This window comes from Sphingomonas silueang, from assembly GCF_040049155.1.
Lineage (GTDB): Bacteria > Pseudomonadota > Alphaproteobacteria > Sphingomonadales > Sphingomonadaceae > Sphingomonas > Sphingomonas silueang.
Genome location: NZ_JBDZDK010000001.1, coordinates 240,002 through 259,160 on the forward strand (window position 1 = coordinate 240,002; position 19,159 = coordinate 259,160).

At 70.2% G+C, this 19,159-nt stretch carries 17 protein-coding genes and 1 tRNA gene; 15 read left to right on the plus strand and 3 right to left on the minus strand.

Annotated elements, in window-relative coordinates:
- Positions 1-279 precede the first annotated feature (279 nt).
- From ABLE43_RS01060 to ABLE43_RS01110, 11 genes are all read left to right on the plus strand, one after another.
- Complete coding sequence (locus ABLE43_RS01060) at positions 280-687, plus strand: phage major tail protein, TP901-1 family (protein ID WP_348976611.1); 408 nt, start codon at positions 280-282, stop codon at positions 685-687.
- Entirely contained in the window at positions 684-995 is a 312-nt protein-coding gene (locus ABLE43_RS01065) for a gene transfer agent family protein (RefSeq protein ID WP_348976612.1), read from the plus strand. Before ABLE43_RS01060 ends, ABLE43_RS01065 begins: the two co-directional genes overlap by 4 nt.
- Positions 992-1,183: a phage tail assembly chaperone gene (locus ABLE43_RS01070; RefSeq protein WP_348976613.1), complete on the plus strand. Its 192-nt coding sequence runs from the start codon at positions 992-994 to the stop codon at positions 1,181-1,183. Before ABLE43_RS01065 ends, ABLE43_RS01070 begins: the two co-directional genes overlap by 4 nt.
- On the plus strand, positions 1,176-1,730 hold the full coding sequence (locus ABLE43_RS01075) for a tail tape measure protein (RefSeq protein WP_348976614.1): 555 nt from the start codon (positions 1,176-1,178) through the stop codon (positions 1,728-1,730). Before ABLE43_RS01070 ends, ABLE43_RS01075 begins: the two co-directional genes overlap by 8 nt.
- 1 nt (position 1,731) lies before the next feature.
- Complete coding sequence (locus ABLE43_RS01080; RefSeq protein ID WP_348976615.1) at positions 1,732-4,020, plus strand: DUF2460 domain-containing protein; 2,289 nt, start codon at positions 1,732-1,734, stop codon at positions 4,018-4,020.
- Complete coding sequence (locus tag ABLE43_RS01085; RefSeq protein ID WP_348976616.1) at positions 4,017-4,808, plus strand: DUF2163 domain-containing protein; 792 nt, start codon at positions 4,017-4,019, stop codon at positions 4,806-4,808. The genes ABLE43_RS01080 and ABLE43_RS01085 overlap by 4 nt, the downstream gene beginning before the upstream one ends.
- Positions 4,805-5,179 (plus strand): NlpC/P60 family protein, encoded by a 375-nt coding sequence (locus tag ABLE43_RS01090; RefSeq protein ID WP_348976617.1) that lies wholly within the window; start codon positions 4,805-4,807, stop codon positions 5,177-5,179. Before ABLE43_RS01085 ends, ABLE43_RS01090 begins: the two co-directional genes overlap by 4 nt.
- A 125-nt stretch (positions 5,180-5,304) precedes the next feature.
- Positions 5,305-7,431: a GTA baseplate fiber-binding domain-containing protein gene (locus ABLE43_RS01095; protein WP_348976618.1), complete on the plus strand. Its 2,127-nt coding sequence runs from the start codon at positions 5,305-5,307 to the stop codon at positions 7,429-7,431.
- Positions 7,428-7,928, plus strand: a complete 501-nt coding sequence (locus ABLE43_RS01100; RefSeq protein ID WP_348976619.1) for a DUF2793 domain-containing protein — start codon at positions 7,428-7,430, stop codon at positions 7,926-7,928. Before ABLE43_RS01095 ends, ABLE43_RS01100 begins: the two co-directional genes overlap by 4 nt.
- A 107-nt stretch (positions 7,929-8,035) precedes the next feature.
- On the plus strand, positions 8,036-9,148 hold the full coding sequence (locus tag ABLE43_RS01105; protein ID WP_348976620.1) for an OmpA family protein: 1,113 nt from the start codon (positions 8,036-8,038) through the stop codon (positions 9,146-9,148).
- 118 nt (positions 9,149-9,266) lie between these two features.
- Entirely contained in the window at positions 9,267-10,076 is an 810-nt protein-coding gene (locus ABLE43_RS01110; RefSeq protein WP_348976621.1) for an APH(3') family aminoglycoside O-phosphotransferase, read from the plus strand.
- Between the two features lie 326 nt (positions 10,077-10,402).
- Here ABLE43_RS01110 and ygfZ read toward each other — a convergent pair whose 3' ends face one another.
- On the minus strand, positions 10,403-11,128 hold the full coding sequence (gene ygfZ / locus ABLE43_RS01115) for a CAF17-like 4Fe-4S cluster assembly/insertion protein YgfZ (RefSeq protein WP_348976622.1): 726 nt from the start codon (positions 11,126-11,128) through the stop codon (positions 10,403-10,405).
- 47 nt (positions 11,129-11,175) lie between these two features.
- Here ygfZ and ABLE43_RS01120 point away from each other — a divergent pair, with 47 nt between their 5' ends.
- Positions 11,176-12,498, plus strand: coding sequence for a dihydroorotase (locus ABLE43_RS01120; protein WP_348976623.1), 1,323 nt, complete (start codon positions 11,176-11,178; stop codon positions 12,496-12,498).
- 105 nt (positions 12,499-12,603) lie between these two features.
- On the opposite strand, the gene ABLE43_RS01125 is transcribed toward ABLE43_RS01120, so the two are convergent.
- The gene (locus ABLE43_RS01125) at positions 12,604-13,326 is read right to left on the minus strand and encodes a DUF1134 domain-containing protein (protein ID WP_348976624.1); all 723 of its coding nucleotides are present in this window, start codon (positions 13,324-13,326) and stop codon (positions 12,604-12,606) included.
- Positions 13,327-13,495: 169 nt separating this feature from the next.
- Here ABLE43_RS01125 and ABLE43_RS01130 point away from each other — a divergent pair.
- Positions 13,496-13,588, plus strand: a tRNA-Ser gene (locus ABLE43_RS01130).
- A 187-nt stretch (positions 13,589-13,775) separates the two neighbouring features.
- Here ABLE43_RS01130 and ABLE43_RS01135 read toward each other — a convergent pair.
- Positions 13,776-15,971, minus strand: coding sequence for a sugar nucleotide-binding protein (locus tag ABLE43_RS01135; protein ID WP_348976625.1), 2,196 nt, complete (start codon positions 15,969-15,971; stop codon positions 13,776-13,778).
- Between the two features lie 270 nt (positions 15,972-16,241).
- Between ABLE43_RS01135 and glf the strand changes: the two genes are divergently transcribed.
- Positions 16,242-18,479 carry a UDP-galactopyranose mutase gene (glf, locus tag ABLE43_RS01140; protein ID WP_348976626.1) on the plus strand — a complete coding sequence of 746 codons (2,238 nt, stop codon included), beginning with the start codon at positions 16,242-16,244 and terminating at the stop codon, positions 18,477-18,479.
- Entirely contained in the window at positions 18,476-18,847 is a 372-nt protein-coding gene (locus ABLE43_RS01145; protein WP_348976627.1) for a hypothetical protein, read from the plus strand. Before glf ends, ABLE43_RS01145 begins: the two co-directional genes overlap by 4 nt.
- The last annotated feature ends 312 nt before the right edge of the window (positions 18,848-19,159 follow it).

Sequence of the window (19,159 nt, forward strand, 5' to 3'; positions counted from 1 at the left end):
TCGTCATTCCCGCGCAGGCGGGAATCCATAGCCGCTGCCGTTCCGGCACCTGCCCGACCGTCGGAGGTTATGGCTTCCCGCCTGCGCGGGAATGACGAAGGTGGCGAGGCGGGTCTGGGCCCAATGAGGGGGCTGCATGTGTGGCCCGTCCCTCGACTTCGCTCGGGACGAACGGGGGCGGTGGTTCGGGACGAACGGGGTGGTCCGGGCGGGCCGTGATGGGCCGCGCCTGTCCGCGTGCCCGGCCACCAGCCGACAATTTCAATCAGGAGACAGACGATGGCGGCGGAGAAGGGGAGTGCGTTCCTGCTCAAGATCGGGAACGGGGCGCAGCCGGTGGCATGGGCCACGGTGGCGGGGCTGCGCACGACGCAGCTGAGCGTCAACGGCGAGGCGGTGGCGATCACCACCAAGGATTCGGGCGGCTGGCGCGAGCTGCTGTCGGGGGCGGGGGTGCGGTCGGTCAGCGTCAGCGGCGCGGGGGTGTTCACCGGTTCGGCGGCGGAGGTGCGGATGCGCGGCAATGCCCTGTCCGGCATCATCGACGATTACCGGCTGAGCTTCGAGAGCGGCGAGACGATGACCGGGCGGTTCCTCGTCACCCGGCTGGACTATGCCGGGGATTACAACGGCGAGCGCAGCTATACCGTCGCGCTGGAATCGTCCGGTCCGGTGGTGTCGGCATGAGCGCGCCTGCGAACCCTGCGCGCGGCGAGGCGAGCGTGCGGGTCAACGGCGAGACGCTGGTGCTCAGGCCCAGCTTCGCCGCGCTGGTGGCGGCGGAGGGCGAGGTCGGGCCGTTGTTCGCGCTGGTCGAGCGGGCGGCGGCGGGGCGGCTGGCGATGGCTGAGCTGGTCGCGCTGCTGTGGCATTGCCTGCGCGATACGCCGCCCATGTCGCGCGAGGCGTTCGCCGAAGGGGTGGCGGCGGGCGGGCTGGTGGCGGTGACGCCCGCGCTCAAATCGCTGATCGCGCAGATCCTGGGCGGGCGGTGAGCTTCGCCGACCATGCCGCGCGGGCGGCGGGGCTGGCGGGGGTGGCGTTCGGGTGGACGCCCGATGCCTTCTGGCGCGCGACCCCGGCGGAACTGGCGGCGCTGGTGCGGGCGATGACCGGCGACGACGTGGCCCCGTGCGACGCGACGACGATCGAACGGCTGAAGGAGCAATTCCCCGATGGATGAGGAAATCGAACGGCTGATCGTGCGGGTGCGCGCCGATACCGCCGCCTTTGCCGGAGACGTGGCGACGATGCAGCAGGCGCTGGACGGACCGTTCGCGGGCGGGATCGAGCGGGCGGGACGCGCGGTCGAGACCACGCTCGCGCGGGCGATCCGTACCGGCAAGCTGGGGTTCGACGACCTGCGCGACATGGCGCTGAAGGTGCTGGGCGAGATCGCGGCGGCGGCGGTGCTGCCCGCGATCGGCGGCGGCGGCGGCGGGGGCGCGGGCGGGCTGCTGGGGTTGCTCGGCGGGCTGATCGGGCTGCCCGGGCGGGCGACCGGCGGGCCGGTCAGTCCGGGGCGGGCCTATCGGGTCGGCGAGCGCGGGCCGGAACTGTTCGTGCCGACCAGCAGCGGACAGGTGGTGGCGACGCCCGGCGCATCGGGGCCACGCGAGCTGCGGGTGGCGATCACGATCAACACGGGCGGCGGCGACCGGCCGGAGGCGCTGCGCCAGTCGGGGCGGCAGGTGGCGCGGGCGGTGCGCGCCGCGTTGATGGAGGCGTGACATGGGGCATTGGCTGGCGGGCGGGCGGACCGTGCAGGACGCGGGCGTCCTGACACGGTTCGATCCCATGTACTGGACGGTCGATTTCCCGCGCCCGATGATGGCGGCGGTAGTGACGACGGCGGCGGATGCGCTGCGGGTCGAGTGTGTCTTCTACCGGCATGACGACCTGGCGGGGCTGATCTGGGCGTCGGAAGACCGGCACGACCATGTGCTGCTGCGCTATGCGACGGCGCGGGACTATCGCGACTGCCGCCTGCGGTTCCGCTGGCGATCGGGCGGGGTGCGGGCGCTGGATGCGGTGCACGGGCCGGTGCTGACGATCGAGGGGCGCGATGCGTCCGGCAACCCGCGCGCATGGTATGTGCGGTTGTGGAACTATGCGAGCGGCACGTCCGAGGATGCCGAGGTGGTGCTCGACTTCGCCGCGCTCGACGGCGGGTTCCTGCTGCCGGGCGAGGCCGATCCGGTCTGGGCGGGCGATGTCGACCGGATGTTCGTGTCGCTGGTGCCGCCCGGCTATGACGGGACGGATGCGCTGCTGGATGCGCCTGCCGAGGGGTGGGTCGAGCTGTCGGACCTGCGCTGCGACGGGCCGGGGGCGGTGCTGGCGGTGGGCGACGTGGTGGTGCCCGAGCATGGGCTGCGGATGTGCGGCGGCTATGACGACAGCTATCACCTGACGCCCGCGCGGTTGCTGCACAATGCGCTGCGGCTCGGGTATCGCGGGCCGTTCGTGCAGTATGTCGGGATGAGCCATTATTTCCGGCTCGAGCGGCAGGGCGACGGGCTGTTGGTGTCGCTCGGCGGGGGGGTGCTGAACGGGCCTTGTGCGGCGTGGCATCGCGACTTTGCGGCGCGTGCCAAGGCGATGGGGTTCGAGATCGTCTGGTCGCTCAGCTACGAGCTGTTCGACCAGCATTGTTGGGGCGACTGGAAGCAGCGGGCGGCGGACGGATCGCCTGCGCTCACCGGGTGGGTGCCGCTCTCCACGCTGCTGTCGCCTGCGCATGCCGGGGCGATGGGCTATCTGCAAGCGGTGGCGCGGGCGTTCGTCGCGATCGGGGTGGCGGCGGGCGGGCCGGTGCGCTTCCAGGTGGGCGAGCCGTGGTGGTGGGTGATGCCCGACCATCGCATCTGCCTGTACGACGATGCGGCGCGCGCGGCGCTGGGTGGTGATCCGGTGGTGATCGACGATGTGCGCGGGAGCCTCGATGCGGCGAGGCGCGACCTGCTCGACCGGGCGGGGGCGCTGCTGGCGGCGTCGACGGCGGCGCTGGCCGGGGCGGCGCGGGACGCGGGGGCGGATGAGGTGCTGCTGCTCGCCTATCTGCCCGCGATCCTCGATGCCGCCAGCCCCGAGGTGAAGCGGGCGAACCTGCCGGTCGGCTGGGCACGGCCCGCGTTCGATGTGCTGCAACTGGAGGATTACGACTGGGCGGCGACCGGCAATGTCGGTGCGACCGCGCGCGGGCTGGCGGCGGCGACGCAGCGGCTGGGCTATCCGGTGGCCGAACAGCAGTATTTCGCGGGGTTCGTGCTCCGGCCCGAGGATCGCCACCAATGGGCGGCGATCGTGGCGGCGGCGGCGGCGGCGCGGGTGCGGGGGACGGCGGAGACGTTCGTCTGGGCGCTGCCGCAGGTGCTGCGCGACGGGCTGGTCTATTGGGACGGGGAGGGGGAGATGGAGGCGTTCGACGACGTGCGCTTTCCGCTGGCGCTGGGCGCGCAGGCGGAGGTGTGTCCGGAGACGATGACCGCGATCGCGGGGGCTGCCGGCGGGGCGGAGGTGCGCAACATCGGCTGGTCGGCGCCGCGCACCCGCTATGACGTGGGGCCGGGGGTGCGATCGGCGGCGGATGTGGGCGAACTGCTCGCCTTCTTCCGCGCAAGGCTGGGACCGGCGCGGGGGTTCCGGTTGCAGGACCCGTTCGATCACGCGACCGGCGATCCGGTGGGGGCGGGCGACGTGCTGCTGGGCACGGGCGACGGGATCACGACCCGCTTCGCGCTGGTCAAACGCTATGGCGAGACGGTGCGGCGGATCACCCGGCCGGTGGCGGGCAGCGTGCGCGTGAGCGTGGGCGGTACCGAGACGCAGGGCTTCGCGGTGGAGGCGGGCGGGTGGGTGTCGCTCGATGTCGCTCCGGCGGCGGGGGTGGCGGTGCGCGCAGGCTTCGCGTTCGACGTGCCCGTGCGCTTCGCCGAGGATCGGTTGCAGGTGGCGCGCACCACCCACGGCGCAGGCGAGGCGACCAGCGTGCCGCTGATCGAGGTGCGCGAGGCATGAGCGGCGATGCGGTGGTGACGCTGGCATGGTGCTGGCGGATCGAGCGGTGCGACGGGGTGGCGATCGGCCTGACCGCACATGACCGCGATCTGACGATTGACGGCATGGTCTATCGCGCCGCGCCGGGGATGACCCCCTCGGCGATCGAGCGCGACGACAGCCTCGATCCGCCCGCGCTGGAGGTGGGCGGGGCGCTGAGCCATGCCGCGATCGGCGAAGCGGACCTGCTGGCCGGGCGGTACGACGGGGCGCGGGTGGTGGTGTTCGCATGGGACTGGAGCGCAGACGGCCCTGCGGTGCCGCTGGCCGAGGGGCGGATCGGCACGATCGAGACGGCGGACGGCAGCTTTCGTGCCGAACTGCTGGGGCCGGAAGCGCGGCTGGAGGCGGCGGTGGTCGAGGCGACCTCGCCCGCGTGCCGCGCGACGCTGGGCGATGCGCGGTGCCGCGTGGTGATGGCGGGCAGGCGGCGGATCGTGCGGGTGGCGGCGGAGGACGGCGCGCGGCTGGTGCTGCCGGGCGGGGGCGCGGGGTGCGCCGCCGGGCGGGTGCGCTGGCTGACCGGCGGCAACAGCGGCCTGAGCGACATGGTGGCGGCGGGCGACGCCGACGGGGTGACGCTGGCGCAGCCGCCGCGCTTCGCCGGGGCGGGCGCGCTGGTGGAGGTGACCGAGGGGTGCGACGGGACGCTGGCGACCTGTCGCGACCGGTTCGGCAACGTCGCCAATTTCCGGGGCGAGCCGTATCTGCCGGGAATCGACCTGCTCACCCGCTATCCCGTGGCATGAGCGCGATCGTCGCGCGGGCGCGCGGGGCGATCGGGTGCCGCTTCCGGGTGCAGGGGCGGGATCCGACCAGCGGATTCGACTGCGTGGGGCTGGTCGGCTGGGCGTGTCGGGCGGCGGTGCCGGGGGATTATCCCGCGCGCTGCGGCGATGCGGCGCGGGCGGCGGGGGTGCTGCGCGCGGCGGGGTTCGTGCCGGTTGCGCAGGCGCGCGCGGGCGACGTGCTGGTGCTGCTGAGCGCGCCGGGACAGCTGCATCTGGGCCTGTGGAGCGGAACGGGACTGATCCACGCCGATGCGGCGGCACGGGCGGTGGTCGAGCGGCCGGGGGTGCCGCCATGGCCGGTGCTGGCGGTGTGGCGGCGTGAGGCGTGATCCGGCGATGCCGGATCGGCGCGGTACCGGCCCGCTCCCCCACCCGGCCACCCATCAGGATACTTGCGTGGGTGGCCGGGTGGGGGAGTGGGCCGGTACCGGCTCGACATGGATGGAGAAGCGACATGGCGACGGTGGTGCTGACGACGCTGGGGCGGGCGGTGGGCGGGCCGGTGGGATCGGCGATCGGCGGACTCGTCGGGCGGACGATCGATGGGGCGGTATTCGGCAGCCGCACGCGGCAGGGGCCGCGGCTGCGCGAACTGCAGGTGCAGACGTCGAGCTATGGCAGCGCGATCCCCAGGCTGTTCGGGACGATGCGCGTCGCGGGCACGGTGATCTGGGCGACCGACCTGCGCGAACATGCCACTACGAGCGGATCGAAGGCGACCGGGCGGACGGTGAACTACAGCTATTCCGCATCGTTCGCGGTGGCGCTGTCGGCACGGCCGATCCGCGCGGTGCGGCGCATCTGGGCCGAGGGCAAGCTGCTACGTGGGAGCGCGGGCGACTGGAAGACGCGGACCGGATTTCGGCTGTACCCGGGCGATGAGGCGCAGCTGCCCGATCCGCTGATCGCCAGCATCGTCGGGATCGACCGCGCGCCCGCGCATCGCGGGATCGCCTATGCGGTGTTCGAGGATCTGGCGCTGGCCGATTTCGGCAACCGCATCCCCTCGCTGACCTTCGAGGTGGAGGCGGATGCGGCGCCGCTGCCGGTGGGGGCGGTGGTGCGCGCGCTGGGCGACGGGGCGATCGGTGCCGCCGAGGCCGGGCCGTTGCTGGGTGGCTATGCGGCGGAGGGCGAGAGCGTGCGCGCGGCGATCGAGACGCTGGTCGCGCCGCTGGGCGGATGGTTCGCGCCCGCAGGCGACGGGCTTGCGCTGCGGCTGGGCGAGGGGGCGGCGGAACCGCTGCCGCCGCCGGTCGACGGCGGGGCGTGGAAGCGCCCGCCGGTCGCGCCTGCCGACGTGACGATCGCCTATCACGATGCGGCGCGCGACTATCAGACCGGGGTGCAGCAGCAGCGCCAAGCCGGTGCCCGGATCGTCGAGCGGATCGAACTGCCCGCCGTGCTGGATGGGGCGGTGGCGGCGGGGATCGTCGCCGATGCGGCGCGGCGGCGGGGGCTGGCGGGGAGCGTGCGGACGCTGCGGCTCGACTGGCGGGCGGTGGGCGTGATGCCGGGCGCGCGCGTGACGCTGGCGGATGCGCCGGGGCGATGGCGGGTGCGGCGCATGGCGATCGGGCAGGACGGCGTGACCGTCGAGTTGTTGCCGATCGCGCCCGCGACGCTGCCGGTCGCGGCGGCGGCGGGGGAAGCGCAGCTTGCCGCCGACCTGCTGCCGGGGGCGACGCGGCTGCTGCTGGTCGAGCTGCCGGGCGATGCGGCGGGCGGCGATGCCGTGCCGCGCATCGCGGCGGTGGCGGCGGGTACCGGGGCGGGATGGCGGCGCGCGGCGCTGCTGACCGGCGACGGTCCGACCGGCCTGCGCGACCATGGCACGACCGCCGCGCCGGGGACGATCGGGCGAACGGTGACGCTGCTGGCAGGCGGGCCGACGACGATCGTCGATGCGGATGCCAGCGTCGAGGTGGCGCTGGTCCATGATGCGATGACGCTGGCCGGGGCGGATGCGGCGGCGATCGATCGCGGGGCCAATGCCGCGCTGATCGGCGACGAGATCGTGCAGTTCGCCGCCGCGCAGCGGATTGCACCGGCGCGGTGGCGGCTGTCCGGGCTGTGGCGCGGGCGGCGCGGGACCGAATGGGCGGTGGACGGCCACCAGGTCGGCGACCCGTTCGTGCTGCTCGATCCGGCGACGTTGCAGCCGATCGACGATCCGGTGCCCGCGATCGGGCGGGAGATGCTGGCGAGTGCGGTCGGCATCGCCCCCGACGATGTGGCGACGGCGACGATCGTGCCCGACGGGCGCGGGATCGTGCCGCCCGCCCCGGTCCATGGGCAGATCGCGATCGAGGGCGGGCAGATGACGCTGCGCTGGGTGCGGCGCGGTCGCGGCGATGCCGGGTGGCGCGACGGGGTGGACGTGGCGCTGGGCGAGGAGCGCGAGGCGTGGACGATCACGCTGACCGCGCCAGACGACGATGTGCAGGTGTTCGACAGTGATGTCGCGCAACTGACGATTCCTTGCCCGCTGCACCCCGTTGCGATCGCGATCCGCCAGATCGGCACGCACGGCGCGTCGCGGCCGCTCATCCTGTTCCTTCCATCGGAGAATCCGGCATGACCGACCTGACCGCGCGGCTCGCGCTGCCGCTGCTGCACGTCTCGCAGGCGCAAAAGGAAATGACGCACAATGAAGCACTGACGCGGATCGACGCCCTGTTGCACGGCGGCGTCGAGCGCGTCGGCGAGGACACGCCCCCCGCCGGCGCGACCCCCGGACAATGCTGGATCCTGGGCGAAGCACCCACCGGTGTATGGGCGGGACGGGCGCGGCAGGTGGCGGTGATGACGGCGGGCGGATGGCGCTTCGTCGCCCCGTGCGAGGGGATGACGCTCTGGTGGATCGGCGGCGAAACGACCGCGCAGTTCCGCGGCGGTCAGTGGACGACCGGCGAGGTGCGGGCGAGCGCCCTCTACGTCGGCGGCGTGCGGGTGGTCGGCGCAAGGCAGGCGGCGATCGCTGCCCCGACCGGCGGGGAAACGCACGATTCCGAGGCACGGTCGGCACTGGCGGCGGTGCTGGAGGTGCTGCGCGAACACGGACTGATCGCGCGTTAGTTCCGTGCCTTTTGTGCAACACCGAGATTTTTGTGCGCTTGCGCGGAAACTATCGTTTCGGTACTTGGTTTGCGCTGTCCGTAGGACAACTGTGAAAGGGGACTAGAATGCGGAAGCTTGCCGTCACTTTGGCGCTCGCGACCACTGCGCTCGCAACTCCCGCCCTCGCCCGCGACAATGCGTGGTATGTGGGCGTGGAAGGCGGCGCGATGATCGTCGAAGACATCGACTATGATCTGACCGCGCCGGCCGGTGGTGTCACCACCGTCGACAGCGACTATGGCTATGACGTCGGTGGTACCGTCGGTTACGATTTCGGCGCGCTGCGCGTCGAAGCGGAAGTCGCGTACAAGAGCGCGACCGTCGATGAGATCCGGACCACCGGCACCATCGCGACCGGCCCGACCACGGCGGTTCCGGCCGGCACCTACAACGGCGGTGGCCGTACCTCGGCGCTGTCGTTCATGGTCAACGCCATGCTCGACTTCGGTGACGACGACGCCATCAGCGGCTTCGTCGGCGGCGGTGCCGGTGTCGCGCGCGTCAAGGCGCACGACTATCGCGTGAGCAACAGCTTCGCGGCGCTGGACGATTCGGACACGGTGTTCGCATGGCAGGCGATTGCGGGCATCCGCGCGCCGCTGAGCGAGAACGTCGACGTTTCGCTGAAGTATCGTTTCTTCAACGCCGACGACGTTCGCCTCGTGAACGTCCGTGGCGTGGGCTACGATGGTCGCTTCCGTTCGCACAGCCTGCTGGGCGGTCTGACCTTCAACTTCGGCGCGCCGACCCCGCCGCCGCCGCCGCCGCCGCCGGTCGAAACGCCGCCGCCGCCGCCGCCGCCGGTCGAAACGCCGCCGCCGCCGCCGGTGGTCTGCACCCCGGGGCCGTACATCGTGTTCTTCGAGTGGGACAAGTCGGACATCACGCCGGAAGCGGCCGGGATTCTCGACAACGCCATCTCGAACTACCAGCAGTGCGGCAATGCGCGCGTCATGCTCGCCGGCCACGCCGACCGTTCGGGTTCGGCCTCGTACAACGTCGGCCTGTCGCAGCGTCGTGCGGACTCGGTCCGTGCGTACATGGAAGGCCGCGGCGTGTCGGGTGGCAACATCTCGACCGAAGCGTTCGGCGAAGGCCGTCCGCGCGTCGAGACTGCCGATGGCGTCCGCGAGCTCCAGAACCGTCGTGTGGAAATCACCTACGGTCCGGGCATGTAATTCGACCTGCCGCAAGGCAAGTGGAGTTGGAGAAGGGAGGTCGGGCAACCGGCCTCCCTTTTTCGTCGTCCGGGCTACAAGGACGGGGGCGTGGTGCGCCCGCCCGGCTGGAGCGGCAATGGACGAACGCGAGACGGGCTGTGCACCGCCGACGGTGCCGGATGCGCTGGCGGGACTGGTCGCGGGCTATCGCTGGTCGCGCAATCTGGTCGGCGAAGCGGGCGGTGCGGTGTACCGGCTGCACGGCGCGGCGGGACGGACCGACCTGTATCTGAAGCACGGGCAGGGCGATATCGCCGACGATGTGCTGGCCGAAGTTGCGCGGCTGCGCTGGTTCGCCGGGCGGGTAGCGGTTCCGGCGATCACGGGATTTGTGTGGCAGGCGGACGACGCATGGCTCCTGACCGCCGCCTTGCCCGGCGAGACGGCGCGACAGCGACTGGTCGCCGCGCCCCGGCAGGCCGGAGCGATCGCCGATGCGCTGGCGGTGTTCCTTGCGCAGTTGCACGCACTGCCGGTGGAGGATTGTCCGTTCGTCGCCGACCATCTGCATCGCATGGTCGAGGCGCGGCGGCGGATCGATGCCGGGCTGGTCGATACCGACGACTTCGACCACGCCCGTGCCGGGTGGAGCGCCGAGGCGGTATGGGACGCGATGCAGGCGCTGCTGCCGCTGACGCCCGACCGGCTGGTGACGCACGGCGACTTTTCGCTCGACAATATCCTGATCGACGGCGAGCGGGTGGTCGGCTGTATCGACGTCGGTCGCGCCGGAGTGGCCGACCGCTATCAGGACCTTGCGATCCTCGCTGGTTCGCTGGAGGAATATGGCGCGGCGCTGCCTGCGCGGATGTTCGCCCGCTACGGTATCGCCATGCCGGACCCGCGTCGGCTGGCATTCCATGCGCTGCTGGACGAACTGTTCTGAGCGTCGCGTCAGGCGACCGGTGAGGCCAGCGCCGCGACTAGGGCTTGTTCAGGCTGGGTAGAGGCATCGTGATTGCCCTGTCGTGTTCGTCCGGCAAGGAGCGTGGTGCAGCAGGTAGCGGCGCTACCTGCAAGGCGCGCGGCCGGGCCCCCGCAAAGTAATACTTTGCGGGGCACCCCGACGCAGCCGGCGGGCGCGACAGGGCAACCGCGAAGCGGCGGGCCGATTTTGGCCCAGGGCGGCGTCGCTCGTCGGTCACGATGCCATAGCATCGCTCCGCTCCTCGCTTCTTGCCCTGAACCAAAATCGGCTCCGTCACGATGCCTCTACCCAGCCTGAACAAGCCCTAGCCACGCCGGGCGGAGCGCGTCGCCCAGATCGTCGACGCGGCGATGCTCGACCGCAAGGCCGAGATCGGCGTGGAGGCAGCGGGTGCGGGGCCCTGCCTCGCGCGCGGGGACGACCACCAGCCGCCGGTTCACCGTCGAGCGATAGTGCATCCGCGCGGTATTCTCCTGCCCGACATAGCAGCCCTTGGTGAAGCTCACCCCGTGCAGCTCGGCGGCGTTGCACTCCAGCCACAGCGTCTGGCCGTCGCCCAGTTCCGCGCGCCCTTCCGCCACGCCGAGCAGGAGGCGATGTTCGCGCCAGCCGGTGGCGGCTTCGCCCGGCGCGCCCAGCCAGCGGCGCCCGAGATCGGCGAGGCGGGGATCGGCGACGCCCTGCACGCCCCCGGGCGACCAATGGACGCCGAGTTCCGTCCGCTCGATCGTGACCGCGCGGCGCAGGCGGTAGAGCGTCAGCCGCTTTACCAGCGCATCGGCGGCATCGCCCTCGCAATCCACCAGCACGTCGCTGCCGTCGGCCCACAGGATGAAGTCGAACAGCGCCTTGCCCTGCGCGGTCAGCAGCGCGGCCCAGCGCGGCGCGCCGGGCGTGACGGCGGCGATGTCCTGCGTCACCAGTCCCTGCAGGAAATCGCGCGCATCGGCCCCGCCGATCCGCAGCACCGCGCGATCGGCAAGCCAGGTTCCGGGGGTGGTCATGGTCATGCGGTGGAGGTAGGACGGCGCACCCCCCGGCTACAAGAGGCGGCACGATGGCGACCTTCGATACCAAGCTCATCGGTGGCACGGTCCACCTTCCCGGCGGCCCCGCCCAAATCGACCTCGGCATCCGCGACGGCAGGATCGCTGGAATCGGCATCGCGGGCGACGCGGGCGAGACGATCGACTGCACCGGGCTCGATATCCTGCCCGGCGTGATCGACACGCAGGTCCATTTCCGCGAGCCCGGCCTCGAGCACAAGGAAGACCTCGCCACCGGATCGGTCGCCGCGGTGATGGGCGGGGTGACGGCGGTGTTCGAGATGCCGAACACCAAGCCCGCGACCGACACCGAGGAAGCGATCGCCGACAAGCTGGCGCGCGCGCGCGGGCGGATGTGGTGCGACCACGCCTTCTATGTCGGGGCGACCGCGCGCAACGCCGACCATCTGGCCGAGCTCGAGCGGCTGCCCGGCACGGCGGGGGTCAAGATCTTCATGGGAAGCTCGACCGGCGACCTGCTGGTGTCGGAGGACCCGGACCTGCTGCGCGTGCTGCGCCACGGCACGCGGCGCTGCGCGATCCATGCCGAGGACGAGATGCGGATGATCGCGCGCGAGGGCGAGCGGGTGGCGGGCGACCCGGCATCGCACCCCATATGGCGCGACGACGAGAGCGCGCTGATCGCGACGCGCCGCATCCTGCGGCTGGCGCGCGAGGCGGGGCGGCGGGTGCATGTGCTGCACGTCACGACGCCTGCCGAACTGGAACTGCTCGGCGCGAACAAGGACATCGCCTCGTGCGAGGTCACGCCGCAGCATCTGACGCTGGCGGGCGAAGAGGCCTATCCGCGCCTTGGCACCTATGCGCAGATGAACCCGCCGATCCGATCGGGCGCGCATCGCGACGGGCTGTGGCACTGGCTGACCCAGGGTGTGCCGGACGTGATCGGATCGGACCATGCGCCGCACACGATCGAGGAAAAGGCCAGGCGCTATCCCGCGACGCCGAGCGGCATGCCGGGCGTGCAGACGCTGCTGCCGCTGCTGCTGAACCATGTGGCGGAGGGACGGCTGACGCTCGCGCGGCTGATCGACCTGACCAGTGCCGGGGCGCAGCGCATCTTCGGGCTGGCGGGCAAGGGGCGGATCGCGTTCGGCTATGACGCCGACCTGACCGTCGTCGACCTGAAGGCGCGCTGGACGGTCGAGGAATCGTGGCTGGCGTCGCGCGCGGGCTGGTCGCCGTTCACCGGCGATACGCTGACCGGCAAGCCGGTGGGCACGATCATCCGCGGGCGGACCGCGATGTGGGAGGCGCAGCTGGTCGGCGAACCGCAGGGCGCGCCGGTGCGGTTCGAGTCGACGGCGTTTTAGGGGGTCGGATCCGGCCAGCGCCGCGGGCGAAGCCCGCGGCGTCGGTCGGGCGTTGCCCGCCGGCCGGGCTGGCGCGAGTCAGGCAGGTGCCTGCCGCGCTGCGCCCTAGAACGGCAGCCAGCGCTGCTTTTCGCTGAACCGCATATAGCCGACGTTCGCCCCCAGCCGCCAGCCGACGCCCAGCCGTACCGGGATCAGCACCACGTCGCCGCGCCGCAGATAGCTGGCCGAGAAGCCGCCGACGAAATAGGCGCGCCCCTCGGCGGCGGGGAAGCGGCGGTAGAGTTCCTGCGAGTCGTACAGGTTGTAGACCAGCACGAACACCTTGGTCGCATCGCCGCCGACGTCGAAGCCCACCGACGGCCCGGTCCAATAGACCTGTCGCTGGCCCTCGACCTTGTGGTTCATGATGCCCGAGCCGTAGCGCAGGCCGACGACGAAGGCGCCCGCCGCCTCGCGCCCGGCGATATAGGCGTTGGGCTTGCCCTGGTCCTTCAGGATATTCTCGATGATCCCGGCCAGCCCTTCCGCGCCGCGCCCGAACACCCCCTCCGCCGCGCCGATCAGGTCGTCGCGCTCGAACGTCTCGTTCGCTGCCGTGGTCGCGGTCGTGCTGGGCGAGGTGGTCGGCGTGGACTGGGGCGGGGCGGGGGGAAGCTGCTCCTGCATATAGGCGGGCGGGACGTCGCGCTGCGGCGTCGGGCCGGGCCGCGGGGCGGGCGCGAGGTCGCGATCGATCGCGTCGTTCGGATCGATCGTGCGCACCTGCCCTTGCGCAGGTGCGGCCAACAGCAGACACGGCAACAGCCAACCCATCGATACGCGCATCACTCGCCCCTTCCCCACGCCGGACCTTCCGTGCCGCACGATAGGCGGCAAGCGGCTGACCATGCAATGAACGCGCGGTGGGCGGCGCGCGATTTACGATCAACGTTGTGGTTGATCCGTGCCCCGTCCCTCGCTATACGCGCGCTCTCCGGGACGGAAACGCTCCCCGGGAGACGTGGGTGAGTGGCTGAAACCAGCGGTTTGCTAAACCGCCGTAGGGGGATTACTCCTACCGAGGGTTCGAATCCCTCCGTCTCCGCCAGCCATTTTTGCAAGCTGCTCCAATGGCTGGGATTTTTTGACGATCGTAGCAAACAGCCAACATATTACCCCACACCGAGCAGCCCTGTCGTAGGCTTGCGCAGTGATCCCTGTGCTGCTTCGATGCGCAAAAGAGGATTATTGTTTGAACGCGCCGCTGTCACTGATCAGGTGGGCGCCTGCCAAATTCACCCGGCGCAACATGCGCGTTGCAGGCCGGTACGGGCCGCCGCCGGGGCTTCGGCACGTCCGGCCAGGAACCGGTCGATCGCCACGTCCAGCGATAACAGGCCCGCGACGCGCGTGCTCGCCAGCGCGACATGGGCCGGACGATCCGCCTTCAACTCGAGCGCACGCCCCGGAACCGCGTCGATCATCGACGGGTCATGCCCGGTAGCTACAGCCAGACGGCGGGCGAAGGCTGCCCAGCTTACCGCATCGCTGCCCGCCAGATGGACGATCCCCTCCATTCCGTCGATCAGCAGGTCGAGTGCGGTATCAACCAGCGCGGGGACATAGGTCGGGCTGACCACCTGATCCGCCGCCGCCCGAAACGGCCGGCCCGCCGCCAGTGCATCAGTCACCGCGACCGCGAAGTTATAGCGGTCATCGGGCGAAAAGAACGCGGCGGTCCGCGCGATCAGCACCCCGGGTAAACCCGCGCAGCCGCGCTCCATCGCCGCCTTGCTGCGGCCATAGGCGTTGCGTGGGGCGGGCCGATCGCTTTCGACATAGGGTCGTTGCGCCCTCCCGTCGAACACGAGGTCGCTGGAGAAATGCAGGCTGGGCATTGCGCGCTCGGCACAAGCCTGCGCCAGGGCGATCGTACCGGTCGCGTTGACCGCGAAACAGGCGGCTTCGTCGTCCTCCGCATCGTCGACCCGGACCCGGCCGGTGGCGTTGATGACGGCCCATGGCCGCAAGTGATCGAGCGTTGCGGCGATCGTCGCCGGGCGTTCGAGGTCGATCGTGTCCCGTCCGGTGCCGATCCACGCAATGCCCCGCCGATCGCACGCCCGTGCAAAGGCCCGGCCCAGCGTCCCGCCGGCACCGCAGATCAACAACGGCGGACCTGACGGATGATGCTCCGAGGCCGGGCGCGGGGCGGGGTGCGACAGCGGCGGGTACAACAGCCGGTCGGGTCGAAGCCACCAACCGGGAAGCTTCGCCACCGGATGGCGGTCGCACCCTGTGGGCAGACCCCGCCAGAGCCGGGCCAGGGCGGTCGGGCGGGGCGTTCCGGCCGAAACGTCGAAAATTCCCGGTTCGTAGCTGCCCGGCGCGGTCAGCAGCGTGTCCCATCCGTGGCTGCCCAACAGCGACCATGCGGTCACCGCGCGGATATCGATCCCTTGCCCACGCAGCGCGACGCAATCGTCCCACGCGCCGGCGGCCCAGCGAAGCTGTTCCTCCCGCGTACAGCCATTATGCACCTCGGTCACCGCCAGCGGCGTGCCGTAGCGTTGCCATGCCTCGCGCAACGCGCCCGTCAGCCCGGCGGGCGGCGGATCGAGGACGCGGATCGCCTCGACATCGGCGAAAGCGATGCGGCCGTTGCCGCCATGGGTGGAGGGCGGATAGCGGTCGGTCCGGTGATCCAGAAACCGGTCGCTGGTCAGATAGTGGTTCACGCCGAGGACGTCCGGCGGGCAGGGATCGTCGGCGATCCGGGCGATCCGGTCCTCGAGGCCGAACCGGACGATACGCCGCCACAGCGGATGGTGCCGCGTCACCCGCCCGAACAGCAAATCCCATCCCGCCCAGCGCCGAAGATTGTCGAACGCAGCCTGTTCGGCCAGCGGCACGGTGGCATAGGTCCGCCCGAGATCGTCGGTCTGGATCAGCCTTGCCATGGGGTTCACCCGACGGATCGCGCGCATGGCGAGGCGCGTGCCGTCGACCTGGTTGACCAAGGCCCGCCAGAACGCGCCTTCGTCACGAGCATGCGGATACCAATGGCCGTATAGCGCGGAGAAGCGTGCGGTGGTCAGCGGTTCGTTGACCGGGGTCCAGTCGTCGATCCAGGGATAGCGTTCGGCGACTTGTCCGGCATAGTCGCCCAGACCGATCGCGAACCCGTCATCGAGCAGGTCGACATGCGGGGGACCGCTGCCATGATGGACGAGCCCCGCGATCGGTCGGATGCCAAGGGACCGCAACCGGTCGAGACGTGCATCGGTCCATGACCAGTCGGGTTCACCCGATCCGGTCATCGCCCGTTCCCACAAGACGGGATAGCGGATCGCCGTGAAACCCAGTTCGGCGAACAGGTCGAGATCGCCGATCCGATCGTGGTGGCCACTCGATCGTATCTGGTCGCGATAGCCGGTGCGGGTCCGGTTGACCGTGCATTCCACACCGCCCCAGCGTTGCAAGGTCTCCATCCGATCCTCCCGTACCGGGTAACGGGCGCCGGGAGGCATCGTTCCGGGAATGTTACTAATATATGTTTGTTTTCAACAATTTATGGGAACGACCGGACCGCGCGCTTTGTTTCCGATTTGTGAACAAGGTGCAGAGGAGCGTCTGTGACAGTGCAATCGTCGAACGTCGCCAGTTCCGCCGATTTTCGGGCGGGGGGGCATCACCGAGCCACCATCCTCTGCTTCAGTCACCTGCGATGGGCCTTCGTCTTCCAGCGCCCCCAGCATTTGATGACCCGTTTCGCCGAAACGCACGATATCCTGTTCTGGGAAGAGCCGGAGTATCGAGCGGGACCGTCGGAACTGGCCCGCCGGGTCTGTCCGGACAGCGGGGTTGTCATCCTGACCCCGGAGATCGACCCGGCACTACGCGGACAGGAAGATCAAGCGCTCCGCGCGTTGCTGGACGCCGCGCTGGTTGCCGTCGGCGGACCGGTGATCCGCTGGTACTACACCCCGATGATGCTGCCTTTTTCGGCGGACGTCCCGGCTGCGTGCGTCGTCTACGACTGCATGGACGAGTTGTCGGCGTTCAAGGGCGCGCCGCCGCAATTGCTCCTGCGCGAACAGGCGCTGATCGGGTGCGCCGATCTGGTCTTTACCGGCGGTACCAGCCTGTATGAAGCGAAGCGGGACCGGCATCGCAGCGTCCATGCCTTTCCCTCGAGCATCGATGCCGCGCATTTCGGCCGTGCCCGGACGGCGCCGCCCGAACCCGGGGATCAGGCCGCCCTTCCGGCACCGCGACTGGGCTTTGCCGGAGTGATCGACGAACGCATGGACCTGTCGCTGGTGGCGGCGCTGGCCGATGCGCATCCCGACTGGTCGCTGGTGATGATCGGCCCGGTGGTGAAGATCGACGAGGGTGATCTGCCGCGCCGGCCGAACATTCATTACCTCGGCGGGCGAACCTATGCCGCGCTGCCCGACTATATGGCCGGCTGGGACGTGGCGCTGATGCCGTTCGCGCTGAACGAGGCCACCCGCTTCATCAGCCCGACCAAGACGCCGGAATATCTCGCGGCGGGCCTTCCGGTCGTGTCCACCCCGATCATCGATGTGGTGCGCCACTACGGCGACCTGGAGGGGGTATTGATCGCGGAGACACCGGACGCGTTTGTCGCCGCCTGCGAAGCGGCGATGGCGCTTCGGGCGGGCGGCGCAGGCTGGCGTGATGCGGCCGATGCGCAGCTGTCGGGCGGATCGTGGGACCGCACCGCCTCGGCAATGCTGGCGCTGGTCGAGGCGCGGATCATGACGCGCACCCGGCACGAACCGATCGTATCGCCGATCCTCTGGCCGCCGGCGGACAACCGGTATGACGTGATGGTTGTCGGTGCGGGCTTTGCCGGGGCGGTCATGGCCGAACGCCTTGCCGTCGACGGAGGCAAGCGGGTGTTGGTCGTCGACCGCCGTCCGCATATCGCCGGCAACGCCTTCGACCGGCACGACGCTGCGGGGATACTGATCCACCAATATGGCCCGCATATCTTCCACACCAACTCGCGCGACATCTTCGACTATCTGTCGCGCTTCACCGAATGGCGCGCGTACGAACACCGCGTGCTGGCCGATGTCGATGGCCGCCTCGTGCCCATGCCGATCAACCGGACGACGCTGAACACGCTCTACGACCTGAATCTGTCGAGCGATGCAGCGGTCGAGGCGTTTCTGGCGGCGCGTGCCGAGCCGGTCGATCCGATCCGTACCTCGGCCGATGTCGTGGTGTCGAAGGTCGGGCGCGAACTCTACGAAACCTTCTTCCGTGGCTATACCCGCAAACAATGGGGCATGGACCCGTCGGAACTCGACAAATCGGTGACGGCGCGCGTGCCGACCCGAACCGACACGGACGACCGCTATTTCGGCGACAGCTATCAGGCGATGCCCGCCGATGGCTATACGCGGATGTTCGAGGCGATGCTGGATCATCCGAACATCGATGTGTTGCTGGACGTCGACTATGCCGATGTCCGCGATGCCTATCCCCACGACCATCTGGTGTTCACCGGACCGATCGACGAATATTACGGCTATCGCTACGGGCGGCTGCCCTATCGTTCGCTGCGGTTCGAGCATCGTACGCTCGATACGCCGCAGCATCAGCCCGCGGCGGTGGTCAACTACCCGAACGAGGACGTGCCCTACACCCGGGTCACCGAATACAAGCATCTGACCGGGCAGGTCGCGGCGCGGACCAGCGTCACCTACGAATATCCGAGCGCGACGGGTGATCCCTATTACCCGATCCCGCGCGACGAGAACCAGTCGCTCTTCAAACGCTATGAGGCATTGGCGCTCGACGAGCCGAACGTCACCTTTGTCGGGCGACTGGCGACGTATCGCTACTACAATATGGACCAGGTCGTCGGACAGGCACTGGCGACCTATCGCCGGCTCAAGCCGGTGCTGGATGCGGAGCGGGCGACGCTGGATCCGACGCTCGGGAGGGGGCGTAACGCCGCGTGACCGACGGGCAGACGATTCGATCGTCCGGTCACGTCGTTGTGATCGGCGACGAAGCATCCTTCGCCGGCGGTTATATCGCGGCAGTGCTGCGGGACCATGCGCTGTCGGTGATCGGTCCGATCAGTGCGTTGCCGCACGCCATCGAACTGGTGAAGGCACCGGAAACCCGTGTCGTGGTCTTCATAGAAGACGTCGCGGCAAACGCGGTGCCCGACCTCCTCTCCGCGTTGGCGGATCGTGGCTTGCCGTGCCTCACGCTGACGGCGGCGGGCACGCCGCCGTCAGCCAGGCGGCATGGGCCGATCCTGCCCCAACCCTTCGCCGCGTTCCAGGTCGCCCGGTGGGTGCTCGAACAATTGCCACGCTAAGGTTTCTTGCGCGGTCCCCGGCCGGAAGGCTCAGCTATTGGACCAGGCGGCGCAGGCAGCCCCTGTGCCGCCGATCGGACACGACGAACGTGCCGGGCGCGTTCAGGACTTGGTGCCGATCCAGGATCAACCTTGCCGAACGGACCGATCAGTGTCCGGTATTCGGCCTCAGGCCGTCCGTAGCCGTCGCCGGCCAGTTCCTCGCGCTCGTACCGATCGAGAATGCGAACGCGACCGCCCGCCGAGCGGCGCAACCCGCTCGCGCCGGTCGTCGACGCGCTGATGACGAATGCGATCAAGCACGCCGTTGAG